The sequence below is a fragment of the Pedobacter sp. KLB.chiD genome (assembly GCF_047040275.1).
Taxonomy (GTDB): domain Bacteria; phylum Bacteroidota; class Bacteroidia; order Sphingobacteriales; family Sphingobacteriaceae; genus Pedobacter.
Genome location: NZ_CP178207.1, coordinates 2533709 through 2549340, shown reverse-complemented (window position 1 = coordinate 2549340; position 15632 = coordinate 2533709). Strand labels below are relative to the sequence as shown.

Genomic DNA, 15632 nt, shown 5'->3' with positions numbered 1-15632 from the left:
TAAATTATTTGTTTAGCGCTAGGCGTTCTGCGTACGGCGCTAGGCATCCAAGCTTTAACCTTTCAGCCTTCAACCTTTCTTAGTGTTCTGCCCACTCAATTTTGCTCAAATCGATTCCTTCCTTAAACATTTCCCAAAGCGGAGAAAGTTCTCTTAAGTGGTTAACCGCTTTTTGAGTTACTTCAATAGCCTGATCAATTTCTTCTTCAGTTGTAAATCTTCCTAAACCGTAACGGATAGAAGAATGTGCCAAATCATCAGATAAACCTAAGCTTTTTAATACATATGATGGTTCTAAAGAAGCTGAAGTACAAGCCGATCCTGAAGATACCGCCAAATCACTCATCGCCATCATCAAACCTTCACCTTCAACATATTTAAAAGAAATATTGGCTACATGCGGTAAGCGGTGTTGAGTATTGCCATTAACATAACTCTCTTCCATTTTGCTTAACGTAGACTCTAATTTATCACGTAAAGCAGCTAAACGAACGGATTCAGTTGCCATTTCCAAACGGCAAAGTTCGCAGGCTTTACCTAAACCTACAATACCAGGAACATTTAACGTACCAGAACGCATGCCACGCTCATGGCCACCACCATCCATTTGTGCAGTAACTTTAACCCTTGGGTTTTTACGGCGTACATAAAGTGCACCAACACCTTTTGGGCCGTACATTTTATGTGCAGAGAAAGCCATTAAATCGATACCATCAGCATTTACATCAACAGGGATTTTACCCACTGCCTGCGTAGCATCGGTCATAAATAATGCACCATGTTTATGTGCAATGGCCGCAATTTCTTTAACCGGTTGAATAACGCCGATTTCGTTGTTGCCATACATGATTGAAACTAAAATCGTTTCAGGCGTCATGGCCGCTTCCAATTCAGCTAAGTCAATTAAACCATCTTCCTTAACACCTAAATAAGTAACGCGTGCGCCATTTTTTTCTAAGTGTTTGCAGGTATCTAAAACTGCTTTATGTTCAGTAACCGCGGTAATAATATGGTTACCTTTTTCTTTGTACATTTCAAATACACCTTTAATCGCCAGGTTATCGGCTTCGGTAGCACCTGAAGTAAAAATAATTTCTTTTTCAGTACAGCCGATTAATTTGGCTACCTCCTCGCGGGCGTAATCTACACCCTCTTCAGCCACCCATCCAAAAGCATGGTTACGGCTTGCGGCGTTTCCAAATTTTTCGGTAAAGTAAGGTAGCATGGCTTCCAGCACACGTGGATCTAACGGTGTGGTAGCATTATTATCTAAATATATCGGCTGTTTCATCTCTATTCTGTTAATTATACTACAAAGATACGAAAAAACTTATTTAACAATTATAAATAATAGCTATGAGCTTATAGAGAAAAGCTGCATTTTTACATTAACATAACCTTATATCCTATGAAAAAGATAGAACACATCGGTATCGCGGTAAAAGATCTCAACCGTTCCATTGCCATTTACGAAAAACTGCTTAATACCGATTGTTATAAAACGGAACAGGTGGCGTCCGAATTGGTCAATACCGCTTTTTTTAAAACCGGCGAGAACAAGGTAGAGTTGCTTCAGGCTACCGCTCCGGACAGTGCAATTGCGAAATTTATCGAAAAAAAAGGAGAAGGCATTCATCATATTGCTTTCCTGGTTGATGATATTCTGGCCGAAATGGAAAGGCTTCACCAGGAAGGGTATGTACTGCTTAGCGAATCGCCCAAAAAAGGAGCAGATAATAAAATGGTGTGTTTTGTGCATCCAAAAGATACCACCGGCGTGCTGATCGAAATCTGCCAGGAGATTAAATGGGTGTAGGGGATGTAAAATGGAAGGATGTAAGATGGGTGATGTACACGCATTCGTCGCCCTGATCCGATAGTTAATTATCGGATTTATTTCAGCGTGTTTGAAAACGAAGGGTTCCGTACTTCATCGGGGTCTGTAGCCCTGCTGTACATTTTAGGTCCTCATTGCAGTCGGACGCTGCCATTTCCATCAGGTTTATTTAACTTTGGATAGTGGTTCTTGGCTTTTGCAAATCGCCTAAATTATTTTTCCTTAAAAACTTGATCATAAAATCTATCATCCCAAAAATCGTATTACATGTCATTAATCAGCATCATCAGCAAAGATTTCGATATACCCAATCAACTTTCTGAAAGTCGGTTGCGCGCTGTATTGGTTGATGCTTTTGCTTATCTCATCGATAACGATTTTCCCAAGCTAATCCAGATTTTATATAAAGCTGATGTGGATCAGTATAAATTAAAGGAATTGCTGGAGACGGTTGAAGGCTCCGGTTCAGCTGAAGTGATTGCTGACGCTTATATTGCCCGCCAGACAGCCAAAATAGAAACCTGGAAAAAATATAGTCCGAAGAAAGATTAATTTGCCTCTTCCTGTGCCGGATTGAAGCGGTTATACATATCCATATCGAAAAATGAAACCGAGTTGATCTTGTCTGCTTTCAGCACGAGATCGGTTTTCAGTTCATCGGTATTTGCTACTGAGCCGTCCTCAATATAACTGGCATAAACGGTTAAATATTGCGTGGTAAAAACCAGTTCTTTATCATCAGCCTTGCGGTAACCGCTAAAGGCAGGGGTAATGCGGATATAACTGGTGGTAAATGGTTTTGGCAGCTCTTTTACCCATCCAATGTAGAATTTGCCGCTATCCATGGTAAACTGTAAAAGATGGGCATCAAAAAAAGACGAACTTAATAGCAATTCAAACTCATTTCCTGAAGTTGCTATCGCTCTTTTAATGGCTTTAAGGCGGTTGATAAATAGATTGGCGATTTCTGTGGCCGCAACTGCAACAAATAATGACAGACTTGTGGTGCCGAAATAAGGCGTGTGGATGGGCAGTAATCTGCTAAGGTGTCCGACCGTTTCCGGCCAGATGGCAATAAAAATTGCCCTTAATATAAAACATGCACCAAGTAATAAGATGCCTGCAAAAGCAGCATTTAACAAAATACGCTGACTTTCGAGCCGGTATTGCACGTAGCGTAAATACCTAAACCTGATTAATATATAATAGCCGCCTACAAGAGGGAATAAAAGTAGGTTAAAAGGCATCTATAAGGCTATTTCTTGTTTTTATCCTTTTCAATCTTTTTAAAGATATTCGATTGCATTAATGCACCCACCATTTGAATTACTCTTGGCTGTGCAAAAAAATCAGGACTTTTAATATAGAGCTTTCCGCTGCTATTGGCATGGATGATGCCGTCTAATTCGCCATGTTTTCTCATATACCAAATTTATGTATAATTTTTAAATATCTGAAAAACAATATTCAGCTTAAAAAAGTTTAATCTGCCATGTGGTTGCTGATACGTTTAACTCTTCCGCAGGCAGAAAAAACATATAATTTAAAATTCTTTATTTAGGCTTGTAAATCAAAAATAAAATTAGGATATTTGCATCCTCTAAAATAGAGGTAGAAAGACTAATAGGAAATGTCATAAGCGTTGTTGCCAGCAAATTGCAAAAATGTTCTTGATGCTTTCACACAAATAACTAAAAATAATATTCAAATGAAAAAAGATTTGCACCCATCAAGCTACAGACCAGTTGTTTTTAAAGACATGTCTAACGAATATGCTTTCTTAACAAAATCTTGTGTAGATACTAAAGAAACAATTAAATGGGAAGATGGTAATGAGTATCCGCTTTATAAATTAGAGATTTCTCACACTTCACACCCTTTTTATACTGGTAAAATGAAATTGGTTGATACAGCAGGACGTATCGATAAGTTCAAAAACCGTTACGCTAAGAAATAATTTTAGCAACAAAAAGCATTTTTTGAAGTCCCTTTGCCAAAAGCATCGGGACTTTTTTTATTTTTGCTGCTTATGACAATCAATTTATTTGATGATGCTTCCTGGATGTCTTTGCGTCCGCTTACGTTTACCAGACCTGTGGCCGATTTACGGATTGGTATTTTAACCATTGCCGAAAAATGGGCAAAATATTTAAAAGCCGATTTTGGTTTTCATACCCAGGATTACCTTTCCATAAAATTTGCACCAAAACCCAATGCCGATTTATGTATAAACGGCGCTGTTTGTCCTGATGAAGCCTTACTTCAAGCAATTTCGGGCCTTAAAGCAGGTGAAGCACTTCATAAAAATAATATTGTTGTAGCTTACATTTCCGATCAGCACGATCCTGAAGCCATCAGGTTGTTAAAACGGATTGAATACCCCGGAGATTTTACCCGGATTGTTTATCCGGAGCATATTTTTGGAAATAACCCGACAGAGATCAGAAAAGATTTTAAACTGTTAACCGAAGGACGCAGCTCTGGAAAACTAAGTAGTACCAATCAGTTGCTAGGCGACGATATTTTCATGGAGGAAGGTGCAAAGGCCGAATGCTGCGTGTTTAATAGTACTTATGGGCCAATTTACATCGGTAAAAATGCAGAAGTTTGGGAAGGTTCTTTAATCAGGGGATCTTTTGCACTTTGCGAAAATTCATCCATAAAAATGGGCGCTAAGATATATTCGGGCACCACCATTGGTCCAAATAGTCGCGCCGGTGGTGAAATTAACAATGCCGTAATCTGGGGTAATTCGGCCAAAGGCCATGAAGGGTATCTGGGCAATTCGGTAATGGGTGAGTGGTGTAATATCGGTGCCGATACCAACAATTCGAATTTAAAAAATAATTATGCAGAAGTAAAACTCTACGATTACGAAAATCGGAAAATGCGCAATACCTGTCTGCAGTTCTGTGGTCTGATCATGGCCGACCATGCTAAAGCTGGCATTAATACGATGTTTAATACCGGTAGCGTAGTAGGGGTTGGGGCCAATGTTTTTGGAGCTGGCTTTCCTCCAAACCACATCGCCGATTTTAGCTGGGGTGGTGCCGCTGGTTTCGATACCTATAAATTGCATAAAATGTTCGAAACAACTGAAAAGGTATTTGCAAGAAAAGATGTGGCTTTTAATGAGGCAGAAAAAAGCATCTTGACTAAAGTATTTGAATTAACCGAATCGTATAGGCGATTTTAATATAAAACCTGATCTTAAAAGATCAACCAACCATTAAATAATACAAAATGAGAAAAAAGATTGTTGCCGGTAACTGGAAAATGAATTTAGATTATAATGAAGGTGTTTCGTTGTTCAGCGAAATTGTAAATATGGTTAAAGATGAACGCAAGGGCGATCAGCTGGCCATTATTTGCTCGCCATTTATTCATTTAAACAGCTTGGCAAAATTGGGTGGTAACGATGTTAAAATTGGCGCTCAAAATATCAGCGATAAGGAAAGTGGGGCTTATACCGGCGAAACTTCGGCTAAGATGGTGAAATCTGTTGGTGCAGAATATGTGATTTTGGGCCATTCAGAACGCAGGCAATATTTTGCTGAAAGCGATGCTTTATTGGCTGAAAAAACTAAAATTGCTTTAGCCAATAACTTGACTCCGATTTTCTGTATAGGCGAAACCTTGGACGAGCGTAACAACGGCAGCTATTATGAAGTGCTGAAAAAACAATTGGCAGGGGGTATTTTTAGTTTAACTGAAGAAGATTTTAAAAAAATTGTGATCGCTTACGAACCGGTTTGGGCTATCGGAACAGGGCTCACTGCTTCACCGGAACAGGCACAGGATATCCATGCTTTTATCCGCAGTGAAATTGAAGCCAATTATGGTTTCAATGTGGCTGACGATACGACCATTTTATATGGGGGTAGCTGTAACCCAGGCAATGCAGCAAGCTTATTCGCACAAAAAGATATTGATGGTGGCCTGATTGGTGGTGCATCGTTAAAATCACGCGATTTTACAGATATTATTAAAGCATTAAACAGCTAGATGCAATACATAAAAGCAATATTTACTTTCAAAGGTATCGAGGATTACCAACAGGATCTGCTGATTAGCGATCTTGCTGACCTAGGTTTCGATACTTTTGAAGATAGTGAGGGTGGTTTTACGGCTTTCGTGATTAAGGATAATTTTAACGAGCAGGAATTAAAGAATTTATTGAGCAATTACAGTGAAGAATTTGCAACAAAATATATTTTAGGGGATGTTGCCGACGAAAACTGGAATGCTGAATGGGAAAAGAATTTTAGTCCGTTGATTATTGATGATGTGTGTTATGTAAGGGCAACCTTTCATGAGCCACAACCATCATATCCTTACGAGATTGTAATTGATCCTAAAATGTCTTTCGGCACTGGTCATCATCAAACAACTACCATGATGATGCAATATATTTTAGCCGCCGATTTAAAGGATAAAAATATTCTGGATATGGGCTGTGGAACCGGGATTTTAGCTATCCTGGCTGCAAAACTCGGTGCTAAAAGTTTAATGGCCATTGATTATGACGATATCTGTTACGAAAGCACGGTAGAAAATGCTGAGCTTAATCATGTGGATAATTTAACGGCACTTTGTGGCAGTAAGGAAGTCATTCCTGATGACGAATACGATGTGATTTTTGCCAACATTAACCGGAACATCCTTTTAGATCAGATCCATCGTTATGCGGATGTTTTAAAAGACGGAGGGAAAATTTTCTTCAGTGGTTTCTATTTAGATCCTGATTTAGGAATGATTACTGCTGAGTGCGCCAAATATGGAATAAAATACGTTGATCATAAACAGAATGGTGATTGGGTAGCAGCACAGTTCGAGAAAAAGGTTTAAGGTTTAAAATGGAGGGTGTGAGGTTTAGGGAATAGTTTCCATATTTCAAATGTTGTGTCTGCAATAGCATTCTCAATAAAGCATCTCATCTCTAATGTGTCCAATCTTATATCTCCTGTCTCACACCTAAAATAAAAAAATATGCGTATACATTTTATCGCGATCGGTGGGAGTGCCATGCATAACCTGGCCATCGCCCTACATAAAAAAGGTTACCAGATTTCAGGTTCCGATGATGTGATCTTTGAACCTGCAAAATCACGTTTGGATAAATATGGTTTATTGCCAACTGAAATGGGCTGGGATGAAAATCGCATTTCAGGTGATTTAGATGCGGTAATTCTGGGTATGCATGCCCGTATCGATAATCCGGAGTTATTGAAAGCCCAGGAACTCGGCGTTAAAATCTATTCTTATCCTGAATATATTTACGAGCAGAGTAAAAATAAACTGCGCGTAGTAATTGGTGGAAGTCATGGTAAAACAACCATCACCAGTATGATTTTGCACGTGCTTAATTATTATAACCGTAATTTCGATTATTTGGTTGGCGCGCAATTGGCAGGTTTCGAAACCATGGTAAAGGTTACAGAAGACGCGCCTGTAATAATTATCGAAGGAGACGAATATTTATCATCTCCAATTGATAGAAGGCCGAAATTTCATTTGTATAAAGCCAATGTTGCCGTAGTTAGCGGCATTGCCTGGGATCACATCAACGTGTTTCCAACCTATGCCGATTATACCCTGCAGTTTGATAAATTCATCGGTACCATTGAACCAAAGGGCGTATTGATTTATTGTAAAGCGGATGCTGATCTGAATGAAATGGTATCCCGTTCAAAAGCTGGTGTGACGAAGATCGGTTACGCCATTCCCGAACATGAAATCAGAAACGGAATAACTTACCTGCTGCCTGAAGAAACGGCTTTAAAAATCTTCGGCGATCATAACCTGATGAACCTGAATGCCGCCAAATTAGTTTGTAAGCAATTAGGGATCATGGAAAAAGAATTTGATGCTGCCATTGCTTCATTTGAAGGGGCAGCCAAGCGTTTAGAAGTCATTTCTGCTGATGAATCGACGAATGTTTACAAAGATTTTGCACATTCGCCATCTAAATTAAAAGCAACTATTGATGCAGTTAAAGCGCAGTTTACCGACCGCAAATTGGTTGCTTGCATCGAACTGCATACCTTTAGCAGTTTAAACAAAGATTTTTTAAAAGAATATACAGGTGCCATGGATAAAGCCGACGAGGCCATTGTGTTTATCGATATTAAATCTTTCGAACAAAAACGCATGGAGCCTTTTTCTGAAGATGATGTGCAACAGGCTTTCGCCAATCCAAAACTGAAATTTTTTAACGATGCAGTTAAATTGAAAGCTTATCTGTTGAGTTTGCATTACCAGGATACCAATCTATTGATGATGAGTTCTGGTAATTATGCAGGTTTCGATCTGCCTGAACTGGCAGCAGCTTTAGAAAAGTGAGATTAGAGATATGAGATTTGAGCAGAATTTGAACGCTCAAATCTCACATTTCTGGTATTCCAAATCCCTGTTGATGGCTGATATTTCATATCTAGTATCTCATAACTAATCAAATGAAGAGCATCGCAGATCATATTAAACAAAGCAGACTGGCCTTGGGGTTAAGTCAGGCTGATGCAGCTAAAAAATTGAATATTTCTACTCCGGCTTTCTGCAAAATCGAAACCGGTCAAACCGATCTCAATATTTCCCGTTTACTGCAGATTTCTAAAATATTTAAGGTTCCGGTAATACAGTTAATTACGGGACAGCCGGCGGTATCAGAATCTGGCTTCTCGAAAGAGCTGACTGCACTTAAAAAAGAGCTGATCGAAAAGGAAGAAGAAATTAATAAACTCAGAAAAAAAGTAATCGACCTGTACGATAAACTTGGACTGTAAGATTTGGTATATTGTGTGTCGAACCGGTTTGTTGTCATTTAAAAAGCTGTTTTATAGAATAAAATTCATTTTTAATTAAATATTTTGAATTATATTCTTAATATCTATAGCTTTGAAGAATGATAGCTGAAAATAATTTTAATCTGGATCACATCGATCTGGCGATAATCAGACTTATGCAGGATAATGCCCGGATCTCAAACGTAGATTTAGCGAAGGCATTGGATCTCGTTCCGTCAGCAGTACTGGAACGTGTAAAAAAACTCGAAAAGAAGAATGTGATTACCGGGTATCATGCGAAGGTAAACCCTGTTGCGGTCGATTTAAAATTACTGGCTTTTATCTCCATGAAATCATCACAGAGTTTTAGTTGTAATGATACCGCAAGCGAGCTGGCGAAAATTCCGGATGTGCAGGAAGTACACGTCATTGCTGGCGATGATTGTTTCCTGGTGAAAGTGAGAACAACTGATTCAGCAACTTTAATGGCTTTGCTGCGCGATGAATTTAGCAAGGTTCCCAATATTTTATCCGTAAAGACTACCATTGTGTTAGAAACAGTAAAGGAACAGCAGCAATTGGTCATCCCTGAAAAATAAAAAGATGGCAGATTTAAATAAAACAGCACCGCCGGTAATGGTTTACCTGGCATTTGCCATTGTATATATGGTATGGGGTTCAACTTATTTTTTTATTCAGAAAGCATTGGCTGGTTTTCCTCCGTTTATTTTAGGTACGGTCCGTTTCTCCATCGCAGGAATTTTAATGTTAGGTTGGTGCAAAATAAAAGGAGAGGCGATTTTCAATAAAAAAACAATAAAAATTGCTACCGTAAGTGGTATCTTAATGCTGGGCCTGGGGAATGGAATCGTCATTTGGGTAGAGCAGTTTATTCCAAGTGGTTTAGTAGCTATCTTGGTCGCTTCGGCTGCAATATGGTTTGTAATATTAGACAAATCGCACTGGAAAGAAAATCTGAGCAATAAATATATCGTTTCGGGCTTGGTTATCGGATTTTTAGGTGTGGTGCTCTTGTTTGGTAATCAGATCAGGCAAGCACTGGATAAACCGCAAAGTAACCTGCAGATTTTGGGGATGATATTGCTGGTGTTTGGGCCGGTTGCCTGGGCCGGAGGATCCCTTTATTCAAAATATAATCCTACCACACAGAGTTCGGTTTCGGTAAATACAGGCTGGCAGATGTTAATGGCGAGTTTGTCTTTTTTACCGGGTGCATTATGGAAATCAGAATTTAAATTATTGGATTGGGCCGGCATATCGCTGGATGCCTGGCTATCTATTATTTACCTGATTTTGTTTGGTTCCATTGCAGGGTTTAGTGCCTATGTGTGGTTGCTGAAAGTACGTCCGGCCACACAGGTGAGTACTTATGCTTATGTAAATCCTGTTGTTGCGGTATTGTTGAGTTTAATATTTACCAATGAAGTGATTGGCTTAACCCAAGCGGTTGGATTAGTAATAATTTTAGGCAGTGTACTATTGATTAATTTGCCGAAGTATGGAAGTGTAAAATGATTATTTATTCGAATGTCATTTCAACTACAGCGCAGCAGAATGGAGAAATCTGCTGATTTAAAAAGGTGAAATTTGGTTACTCCATATTTTACTGGATCCATGACAAAAAAGGTTCGTGGAGACACGAACCTTGGCAGGTTGAAATATTAGCGTACCGTAGCATTTCTCCATTTCGCTTACGATTATAAATCAATATAATCCGATCGAAATGGTGACAAAAACTTAAAAAACTTTTCGCATGGTTAAATGCTTTTTGCCAAAAGTTGCACCTGTAGCTTTATGTATCGCGATCATTTGTTCGTTAAAATCGCCTACCCAGCTTAATTCGAGCTCCTTATATTGGTTTTTAGGCAATACATATTCGCCTAGGCGGATAAACAGTACCGATTCTAAACCATGTTTTTGGAATTTAGGTTTGGTTCCCATTACAATCGCCCTCATTCGGGTAACGCCCACCCAGCGGCGGTAAGCAAACTTTAATTTTTCAATTAAACCCAGTTTCCCGTTAAACCCTTTTATCATTTGGTTTGCATCAGGAATCAGTACGACAAATGATGCAGGTTCGCCGTTAAAGTAAGCAAACTGAATCAGGTGTTCATCCATAATGGGTTCCATACTTTTAAAACTCTCTTCGAGGGTTTCCTTTTTGATAGGGACGAAGTTTTCAAAATTTTGCCATCCATCATTGTAAATTTCCATTAAATCATTAATGTATTTGCTGGAATTGGCCTTGCTGAAATATTCGAAGGTATAACCTGGCTTATTCCTTACCCAGTTCGCAATTTTGGTAAAACGCTCCGGAAAGGGGATGGTCAGGTTGATATGGTTGGTTAACTGCTCATACTCGGTAACAAAACCATATTGCTCAAAAAATTTATGATAATAGGGGAAGTTATAGTTCATGCCAAACGACGGGGGCGTGAAGCCTTCAACCAACAGGCCCCAGAAACTATCATTTTCGCCAAAATTAATCGGACCATCCATCGCTTTCATGCCGTTTTCGGTTAGCCAGTTTTTGGCCGTATCGAATAACAGAAAGGCAGCCTTCTCATCATCAATACATTCAAAAAAACCCATGCCACCTGTTGGTTGGTCATAATGATATGCTTTTTTCTCATTTATAAAAGCCGCTACTCGTCCAATTAGTTTTCCTTCATCGTCCTTTAATACCCAGCGAGTACATTTACCGTGTGTAAAAAAGGTGTTTTTTTTAGGATCAAAGACATTTTCAATTTCACTATCCAGAGGACAGATCCAGTTTTTATCGTTTTTATATAAGATTTTTGGGGTATTTAGAAAGTCTTTTTTTAATGATGAATTGCTTACGGGTATTATTTGCATGGGCAGATGTTAAAATTAAAAAGCATCCTACCAAGCGGGCGGATGCTTTTTCAAATATATGTTTTTTAAATGTTAATAATCGTCGTCGTCATCGTCAAAATTGTCGAAGTTGTCAAGATCATCTAACGGCATGTCAAAATCATCATCGTCATCATCCTGAGGCTTCTTTTTTGTTGTTTGAATATCGTCATCTTCAAAATCATCATCTTCGTCTACCTGTTTTTTGGCAGTCGGTTTAGTTGGGAGTTTCTTTGGCGCTGTCATAACACAAAAATAAAAATTGCTTTTATAGTTTAAAAATACAAAAAAACTTTTTTTAATAACAATCTGTGAATAAATAAATTAATTTATTTACTCTACATTTTCTCCTACAGAATTTTCTTCTTTAACGATATCTTTTAACTGTGGAAGCTGGTTTAGGCTATTTAAACCAAAATAATCCATAAATGATGTGCTGGTGCTATAGAGGATAGGCCGGCCCGGAGTTTCCGCTTTTCCATCAATACTGATCAGCTCTTTCTCCAGCAGGCGTTGTACCGAATAATCGGAGTTTACTCCTCTTATCTGTTCAATTTCCAATTTAGTAATGGGCTGGCGGTAGGCGATAATGGCAAGCGTTTCCATCGCCGCCTGGCTTAATTTTTTTTTGGAGCGATGTAACTGCAGTTGGTTAACCGTTTCATGGTAATCCTTTTTGGTTAAAAACTGATAACCATTGTTTAAAAAAACCAATTCGATTACCAAATCATCGTGGCTATATTTTTCCCTGATCTGCTCTATACTTTCGAAAACCTGTGCCTCTGTAAATTCTTCATTAAAAACTGTATTTAGGGCAAGTATAATTTCTGACGTGCTGATGCTCTGGCTGGAAGAGAATATAAGGGCCTCGATGTGTGTGGTGATATTATGATTGGGCATATACAAAAATAAAATTTTTGGCATAAAAAAAGCGGTCTCGCTTTTAAAAAACAAGACCGCTTTCAACACACAAATGAAACCTGAATTAAGATATAGTTTTAGGTTAGGTTATTAAATATCTATATCAATTCTATAAGAACGTCTTTGATAAACACTATCGTTTATTTCTAACACAAGTTTAAGGCTAAATCGGGTTCGACCAAGATTCTATTTAGTAAGTGGTATTAATAATTGAGTAAACGGTAAATTATCTGTTTAACGGTATGGAAATAGATACGGTTGTACCGTTTGTCGTGTTTTGTCTTACCTCTAAGTGTATAGGTTTTGCTCCAATCTGACCTAAAAGATGTAACCTTTCTTTGGTCAATTGCATGCCCTTACTAATATGTGTTTCTTTTTTATCTTTCAAAGAATTGTCTATTCCAATCCCATCGTCAATAATTTCGATGTTAAGATAGAATTCATCCATTAATTTAATGTTAATCAGGATTTTACCGCCAGTCTCTTTTGGCATAATGCCATGCCATATGGCATTTTCAACATAGGGCTGCAACAACATAGATGGGATAAATGTTTCTTCTCTGTCGATATCATCATCCACATTAAAAATATAGTCTAATTTATCGCCAAAACGGTTCTTTTCCAATTTCAGGTAGAGGTTTAGGTATTCTAATTCTTCTTCCAATGAGATATAACTTTTGGTACAGATTTCCAGGTTTTTTCTGATCAATCTGGCAAATCCCGTTAAAACTTTATTAGCCGAAGCCGTATTTTGCGTGTTAATATAATGTTGGATGGAGTTCATCACATTAAACACAAAATGGGGATTCATCATGGCCTGCAGCGCTTGTTGTTCTAACATCAATACTTTGTTTTTTAACAACAGTTGCGCTTGCTCCTTATCTTTTTGCTTGCGGGTGATATAAGCAGCTACCTTGTAAAAAATATAAGCCACAAGTAAGATTAAAATGGACAAAAACCATAGGCTTTGCCAAAAGTGCTTTTTAATGGTAAAGGCAATTTTTGCCGGTTCACCCCAAATACCATTTTGGCTTTTTGCACTTACTTCAAACACATAATCGCCTGATTGGAGTGAAGAAAAATCCAAACGCCTGGTACGGGTTTCTATCCAGGCTGAATTTTCATTTAAGCGGTAACGGTAGGTAATATCACTGGTGGTAAAATCTACCGCACTAAAGGTAAAAAGTATAGTATTGTTACCCGTTTCGAAAGTAAAATTATCCTGGTCAACAGGTAAACGTTCGTTATCTTTAATAATAGAAGTAACATACACCTTCGGCAGGTTTTTAACAATGTTTTTATTGTTGTATTTAAACAAAATCAGGCCTTTGTTTGTCGCAAAATAAGCCGTGCTGTCATCAATATATAAACTGTTGATATCGTCACTTAAAAGGTCTTTTCCGTAATCGAAATTGGCTACGTTAAGTTCGTTCGGATAATTGGCTATCTTGTTGACGCCTTTATTGGTGAGTACCCATATCTCATTGTTTTTGATGAATATTTTGGTGCAGATATTATTGGTCAAGCCATCTTTTTGGGTGATCTGCCGGGTAATCTGATTATTCTTATAAAATATTAAGCCATAGCCATCAGTAGCCAGAATCAATGTGCCATCAGCAAGCTGTTGAATATCGTTTATCCTTTTGGTCAGCAGGGGATGATTTTCATAGTGTTTAACCAGTTTACCTTTCGAAAATTGAGAAAGTCCGTTAACATTTGAAAACCACAAATTGCCATCGCGATCATAAAAAACATGATAAGATCGGTCTTTAAAAAAATCTTCTTTTTCGCGGTATTTTGCCGCGTTAAATTCGAATTTCTTTCTTCTGTCTGATAAGAAAACAACACCCGAGGATAGGGCTAAGGCAAGATGATTGTTATTTTCGCTTACGCTGAAGTGTTTAATGACAAACATTGAGTTATTAGACTCCCTTAAATAACTTACATCATCATTGCCGTTGTAGATATTATTGAAAACACCCATTCCATAATCGGATGCGAAATATATAGATTGGTCTTTTGGGTTGAAAGTAATCTGTTTAATGGTTTTGTACTTTTTAAAATCATCCAATCCAATTTCTTCAACCTGAAAATTATTGATAGTCAGTACGTCAATAACCGCATCATCAGTACCCAGCCATAGTCTGTTTTTCCCGTCTTTGGTGATGCTTTTAATTACATTGCTGCTCAGGCCGGATTCCGCATCAATAATTGATAAACGGTTATTCGCATTGGGCAGCATGTATATGCCCTGATTGGTGGCAAACCACATATTCTGGTTATTATCTTTAATGACCTGGTTAACCGGAATATCCTGGAGATATTGTACTGTTTTTCCACTTTTATCAAGTGCAAAGGCTCCATTAGCGTTAGATAACCAAACCGCTTTCGCGGTAACATCGTAATAAAAATATCCCGACATGTTTTTGATCAGGTTTTGCGGAATGCGAATAAGATCATTAATGCTTCCATGCCTGTATTGTTTTAACCCTTCACTATCGAGGTAAAATAAGGATCTGTGGCTGCTATTTGCAGCAGTCATATAAGAGAGTGGCTGCACCTTTGATCTGATCATGGAAAAAGTTTTTCCATTAAACTGCTGTACACTTAAATCGCTGTATGCAAATATATTACCTCGCTCATCTTCATGGATAAAGGCATTGATGAATTTATCTTTTTGATTTGGCGAAATATATTTTTTGATTTTTTTTCCATCCCAGCATACAATCAGGTTGGAATTTGTTCCGAGCCAGATCCGACCTGATTTATCGATTAAAAAGGAAACAATTACGGTATTGAAGTTGAGCTTTTTTAACAGTTCGTCGTTGCTCTGGTTGTAAAATTTGCCTTCTTTTAAATAGCTCAGCTGACCGTTTAGTGCAAAAAACCACAGCCGGCCCGCCGCATCTTCTTTCATCTGAAGGATCTGGGTATCGGGCAGGCCATCTTCAATGGTGAAATTTTGGAAGTTTGTACCGTCAAAACGGCTCAGTCCATTATCGGTTGCGATCCATATAAAACCTTTTTTATCCTGTAAAATGTAATAACAGTTATTGCTGGCAAGCCCGTTTTTAGTATTATAATGGGGGAGGTAAGTGGTTTGCGAAAAAAGTTTTTGAGGCGCACCAAAACCCAGCAGCAAAAATAAAAAGGCCATAAGGGTATGGCTGAAACTGCGCTTCAGAACAGCGTTTTGC

17 protein-coding genes are annotated in these 15632 nt (G+C 38.2%); 10 read left to right on the top strand and 7 right to left on the bottom strand.

Going from position 1 to position 15632, the window contains the following annotated elements:
- Positions 1 to 79: 79 nt before the first annotated feature.
- Positions 80 to 1291: an IscS subfamily cysteine desulfurase gene (locus ACK1I8_RS10335; RefSeq protein ID WP_412469245.1), complete on the bottom strand. Its 1212-nt coding sequence runs from the start codon at positions 1289 to 1291 to the stop codon at positions 80 to 82.
- A 117-nt stretch (positions 1292 to 1408) separates the two neighbouring features.
- On the opposite strand from ACK1I8_RS10335, the gene mce reads away from it, so the two are divergent.
- Positions 1409 to 1816 carry a methylmalonyl-CoA epimerase gene (gene mce, locus ACK1I8_RS10330; RefSeq protein ID WP_412469244.1) on the top strand — a complete coding sequence of 136 codons (408 nt, stop codon included), beginning with the start codon at positions 1409 to 1411 and terminating at the stop codon, positions 1814 to 1816.
- A gap of 288 nt (positions 1817 to 2104) precedes the next feature.
- The gene (locus ACK1I8_RS10325; protein ID WP_412469243.1) at positions 2105 to 2389 is read left to right on the top strand and encodes a hypothetical protein; all 285 of its coding nucleotides are present in this window, start codon (positions 2105 to 2107) and stop codon (positions 2387 to 2389) included.
- On the opposite strand, the gene ACK1I8_RS10320 is transcribed toward ACK1I8_RS10325, so the two are convergent.
- Together ACK1I8_RS10320 and ACK1I8_RS10315 are read right to left on the bottom strand one after the other, a co-directional pair.
- On the bottom strand, positions 2386 to 3084 hold the full coding sequence (locus ACK1I8_RS10320) for a hypothetical protein (protein ID WP_412469242.1): 699 nt from the start codon (positions 3082 to 3084) through the stop codon (positions 2386 to 2388). The genes ACK1I8_RS10325 and ACK1I8_RS10320 overlap by 4 nt on opposite strands.
- An 8-nt stretch (positions 3085 to 3092) precedes the next feature.
- Entirely contained in the window at positions 3093 to 3260 is a 168-nt protein-coding gene (locus ACK1I8_RS10315; protein ID WP_412469241.1) for a hypothetical protein, read from the bottom strand.
- A 285-nt stretch (positions 3261 to 3545) separates the two neighbouring features.
- Here ACK1I8_RS10315 and ACK1I8_RS10310 point away from each other — a divergent pair, with 285 nt between their 5' ends.
- The 8 genes from ACK1I8_RS10310 to ACK1I8_RS10275 all read left to right on the top strand — a co-directional run bounded on the left by ACK1I8_RS10310 (position 3546) and on the right by ACK1I8_RS10275 (position 10155).
- A complete protein-coding gene (locus ACK1I8_RS10310) occupies positions 3546 to 3794 on the top strand; it encodes a type B 50S ribosomal protein L31 (RefSeq protein WP_010601831.1) in 249 nt (82 codons plus the stop codon).
- Between the two features lie 72 nt (positions 3795 to 3866).
- Complete coding sequence (locus tag ACK1I8_RS10305) at positions 3867 to 5033, top strand: putative sugar nucleotidyl transferase (RefSeq protein ID WP_412469240.1); 1167 nt, start codon at positions 3867 to 3869, stop codon at positions 5031 to 5033.
- A 47-nt stretch (positions 5034 to 5080) separates the two neighbouring features.
- A complete protein-coding gene (gene tpiA / locus ACK1I8_RS10300; protein WP_412469239.1) occupies positions 5081 to 5842 on the top strand; it encodes a triose-phosphate isomerase in 762 nt (253 codons plus the stop codon).
- Positions 5843 to 6685: a 50S ribosomal protein L11 methyltransferase gene (prmA, locus tag ACK1I8_RS10295; protein ID WP_412469238.1), complete on the top strand. Its 843-nt coding sequence runs from the start codon at positions 5843 to 5845 to the stop codon at positions 6683 to 6685. It abuts the gene before it with no gap.
- 141 nt (positions 6686 to 6826) lie between these two features.
- A complete protein-coding gene (locus ACK1I8_RS10290) occupies positions 6827 to 8179 on the top strand; it encodes a UDP-N-acetylmuramate--L-alanine ligase (protein ID WP_412469237.1) in 1353 nt (450 codons plus the stop codon).
- Positions 8180 to 8292: 113 nt separating this feature from the next.
- Positions 8293 to 8619: a helix-turn-helix domain-containing protein gene (locus ACK1I8_RS10285; protein WP_412469236.1), complete on the top strand. Its 327-nt coding sequence runs from the start codon at positions 8293 to 8295 to the stop codon at positions 8617 to 8619.
- A 119-nt stretch (positions 8620 to 8738) separates the two neighbouring features.
- Positions 8739 to 9218 carry an Lrp/AsnC family transcriptional regulator gene (locus tag ACK1I8_RS10280; RefSeq protein ID WP_412469235.1) on the top strand — a complete coding sequence of 160 codons (480 nt, stop codon included), beginning with the start codon at positions 8739 to 8741 and terminating at the stop codon, positions 9216 to 9218.
- A gap of 4 nt (positions 9219 to 9222) precedes the next feature.
- Positions 9223 to 10155, top strand: coding sequence for an EamA family transporter (locus ACK1I8_RS10275; protein ID WP_412469234.1), 933 nt, complete (start codon positions 9223 to 9225; stop codon positions 10153 to 10155).
- Between the two features lie 222 nt (positions 10156 to 10377).
- On the opposite strand, the gene ACK1I8_RS10270 is transcribed toward ACK1I8_RS10275, so the two are convergent.
- From ACK1I8_RS10270 to ACK1I8_RS10255, 4 genes are all read right to left on the bottom strand, one after another.
- Positions 10378 to 11496, bottom strand: coding sequence for a GNAT family N-acetyltransferase (locus ACK1I8_RS10270; RefSeq protein WP_412469233.1), 1119 nt, complete (start codon positions 11494 to 11496; stop codon positions 10378 to 10380).
- Between the two features lie 72 nt (positions 11497 to 11568).
- Complete coding sequence (locus tag ACK1I8_RS10265) at positions 11569 to 11760, bottom strand: hypothetical protein (RefSeq protein WP_293789114.1); 192 nt, start codon at positions 11758 to 11760, stop codon at positions 11569 to 11571.
- Positions 11761 to 11847: 87 nt separating this feature from the next.
- Complete coding sequence (gene scpB, locus ACK1I8_RS10260) at positions 11848 to 12414, bottom strand: SMC-Scp complex subunit ScpB (RefSeq protein ID WP_412469232.1); 567 nt, start codon at positions 12412 to 12414, stop codon at positions 11848 to 11850.
- A 247-nt stretch (positions 12415 to 12661) separates the two neighbouring features.
- Positions 12662 to 15592 (bottom strand): two-component regulator propeller domain-containing protein, encoded by a 2931-nt coding sequence (locus ACK1I8_RS10255; protein WP_412469231.1) that lies wholly within the window; start codon positions 15590 to 15592, stop codon positions 12662 to 12664.
- Positions 15593 to 15632 lie beyond the last annotated feature (40 nt).

Bases quoted from the DNA above. Each gene is read 5' to 3' on its own strand.
- ACK1I8_RS10335 (WP_412469245.1), bottom strand. From the start codon at position 1,291: ATGAAACAGCCGATATATTTAGATAATAATGCTACCACACCGTTAGAT.
- mce (WP_412469244.1), top strand. From the start codon at position 1,409: ATGAAAAAGATAGAACACATCGGTATCGCGGTAAAAGATCTCAACCGT.
- ACK1I8_RS10325 (WP_412469243.1), top strand. From the start codon at position 2,105: ATGTCATTAATCAGCATCATCAGCAAAGATTTCGATATACCCAATCAA.
- ACK1I8_RS10320 (WP_412469242.1), bottom strand. From the start codon at position 3,084: ATGCCTTTTAACCTACTTTTATTCCCTCTTGTAGGCGGCTATTATATA.
- ACK1I8_RS10315 (WP_412469241.1), bottom strand. From the start codon at position 3,260: ATGAGAAAACATGGCGAATTAGACGGCATCATCCATGCCAATAGCAGC.
- ACK1I8_RS10310 (WP_010601831.1), top strand. From the start codon at position 3,546: ATGAAAAAAGATTTGCACCCATCAAGCTACAGACCAGTTGTTTTTAAA.
- ACK1I8_RS10305 (WP_412469240.1), top strand. From the start codon at position 3,867: ATGACAATCAATTTATTTGATGATGCTTCCTGGATGTCTTTGCGTCCG.
- tpiA (WP_412469239.1), top strand. From the start codon at position 5,081: ATGAGAAAAAAGATTGTTGCCGGTAACTGGAAAATGAATTTAGATTAT.
- prmA (WP_412469238.1), top strand. From the start codon at position 5,843: ATGCAATACATAAAAGCAATATTTACTTTCAAAGGTATCGAGGATTAC.
- ACK1I8_RS10290 (WP_412469237.1), top strand. From the start codon at position 6,827: ATGCGTATACATTTTATCGCGATCGGTGGGAGTGCCATGCATAACCTG.
- ACK1I8_RS10285 (WP_412469236.1), top strand. From the start codon at position 8,293: ATGAAGAGCATCGCAGATCATATTAAACAAAGCAGACTGGCCTTGGGG.
- ACK1I8_RS10280 (WP_412469235.1), top strand. From the start codon at position 8,739: ATGATAGCTGAAAATAATTTTAATCTGGATCACATCGATCTGGCGATA.
- ACK1I8_RS10275 (WP_412469234.1), top strand. From the start codon at position 9,223: ATGGCAGATTTAAATAAAACAGCACCGCCGGTAATGGTTTACCTGGCA.
- ACK1I8_RS10270 (WP_412469233.1), bottom strand. From the start codon at position 11,496: ATGCAAATAATACCCGTAAGCAATTCATCATTAAAAAAAGACTTTCTA.
- ACK1I8_RS10265 (WP_293789114.1), bottom strand. From the start codon at position 11,760: ATGACAGCGCCAAAGAAACTCCCAACTAAACCGACTGCCAAAAAACAG.
- scpB (WP_412469232.1), bottom strand. From the start codon at position 12,414: ATGCCCAATCATAATATCACCACACACATCGAGGCCCTTATATTCTCT.
- ACK1I8_RS10255 (WP_412469231.1), bottom strand. From the start codon at position 15,592: ATGGCCTTTTTATTTTTGCTGCTGGGTTTTGGTGCGCCTCAAAAACTT.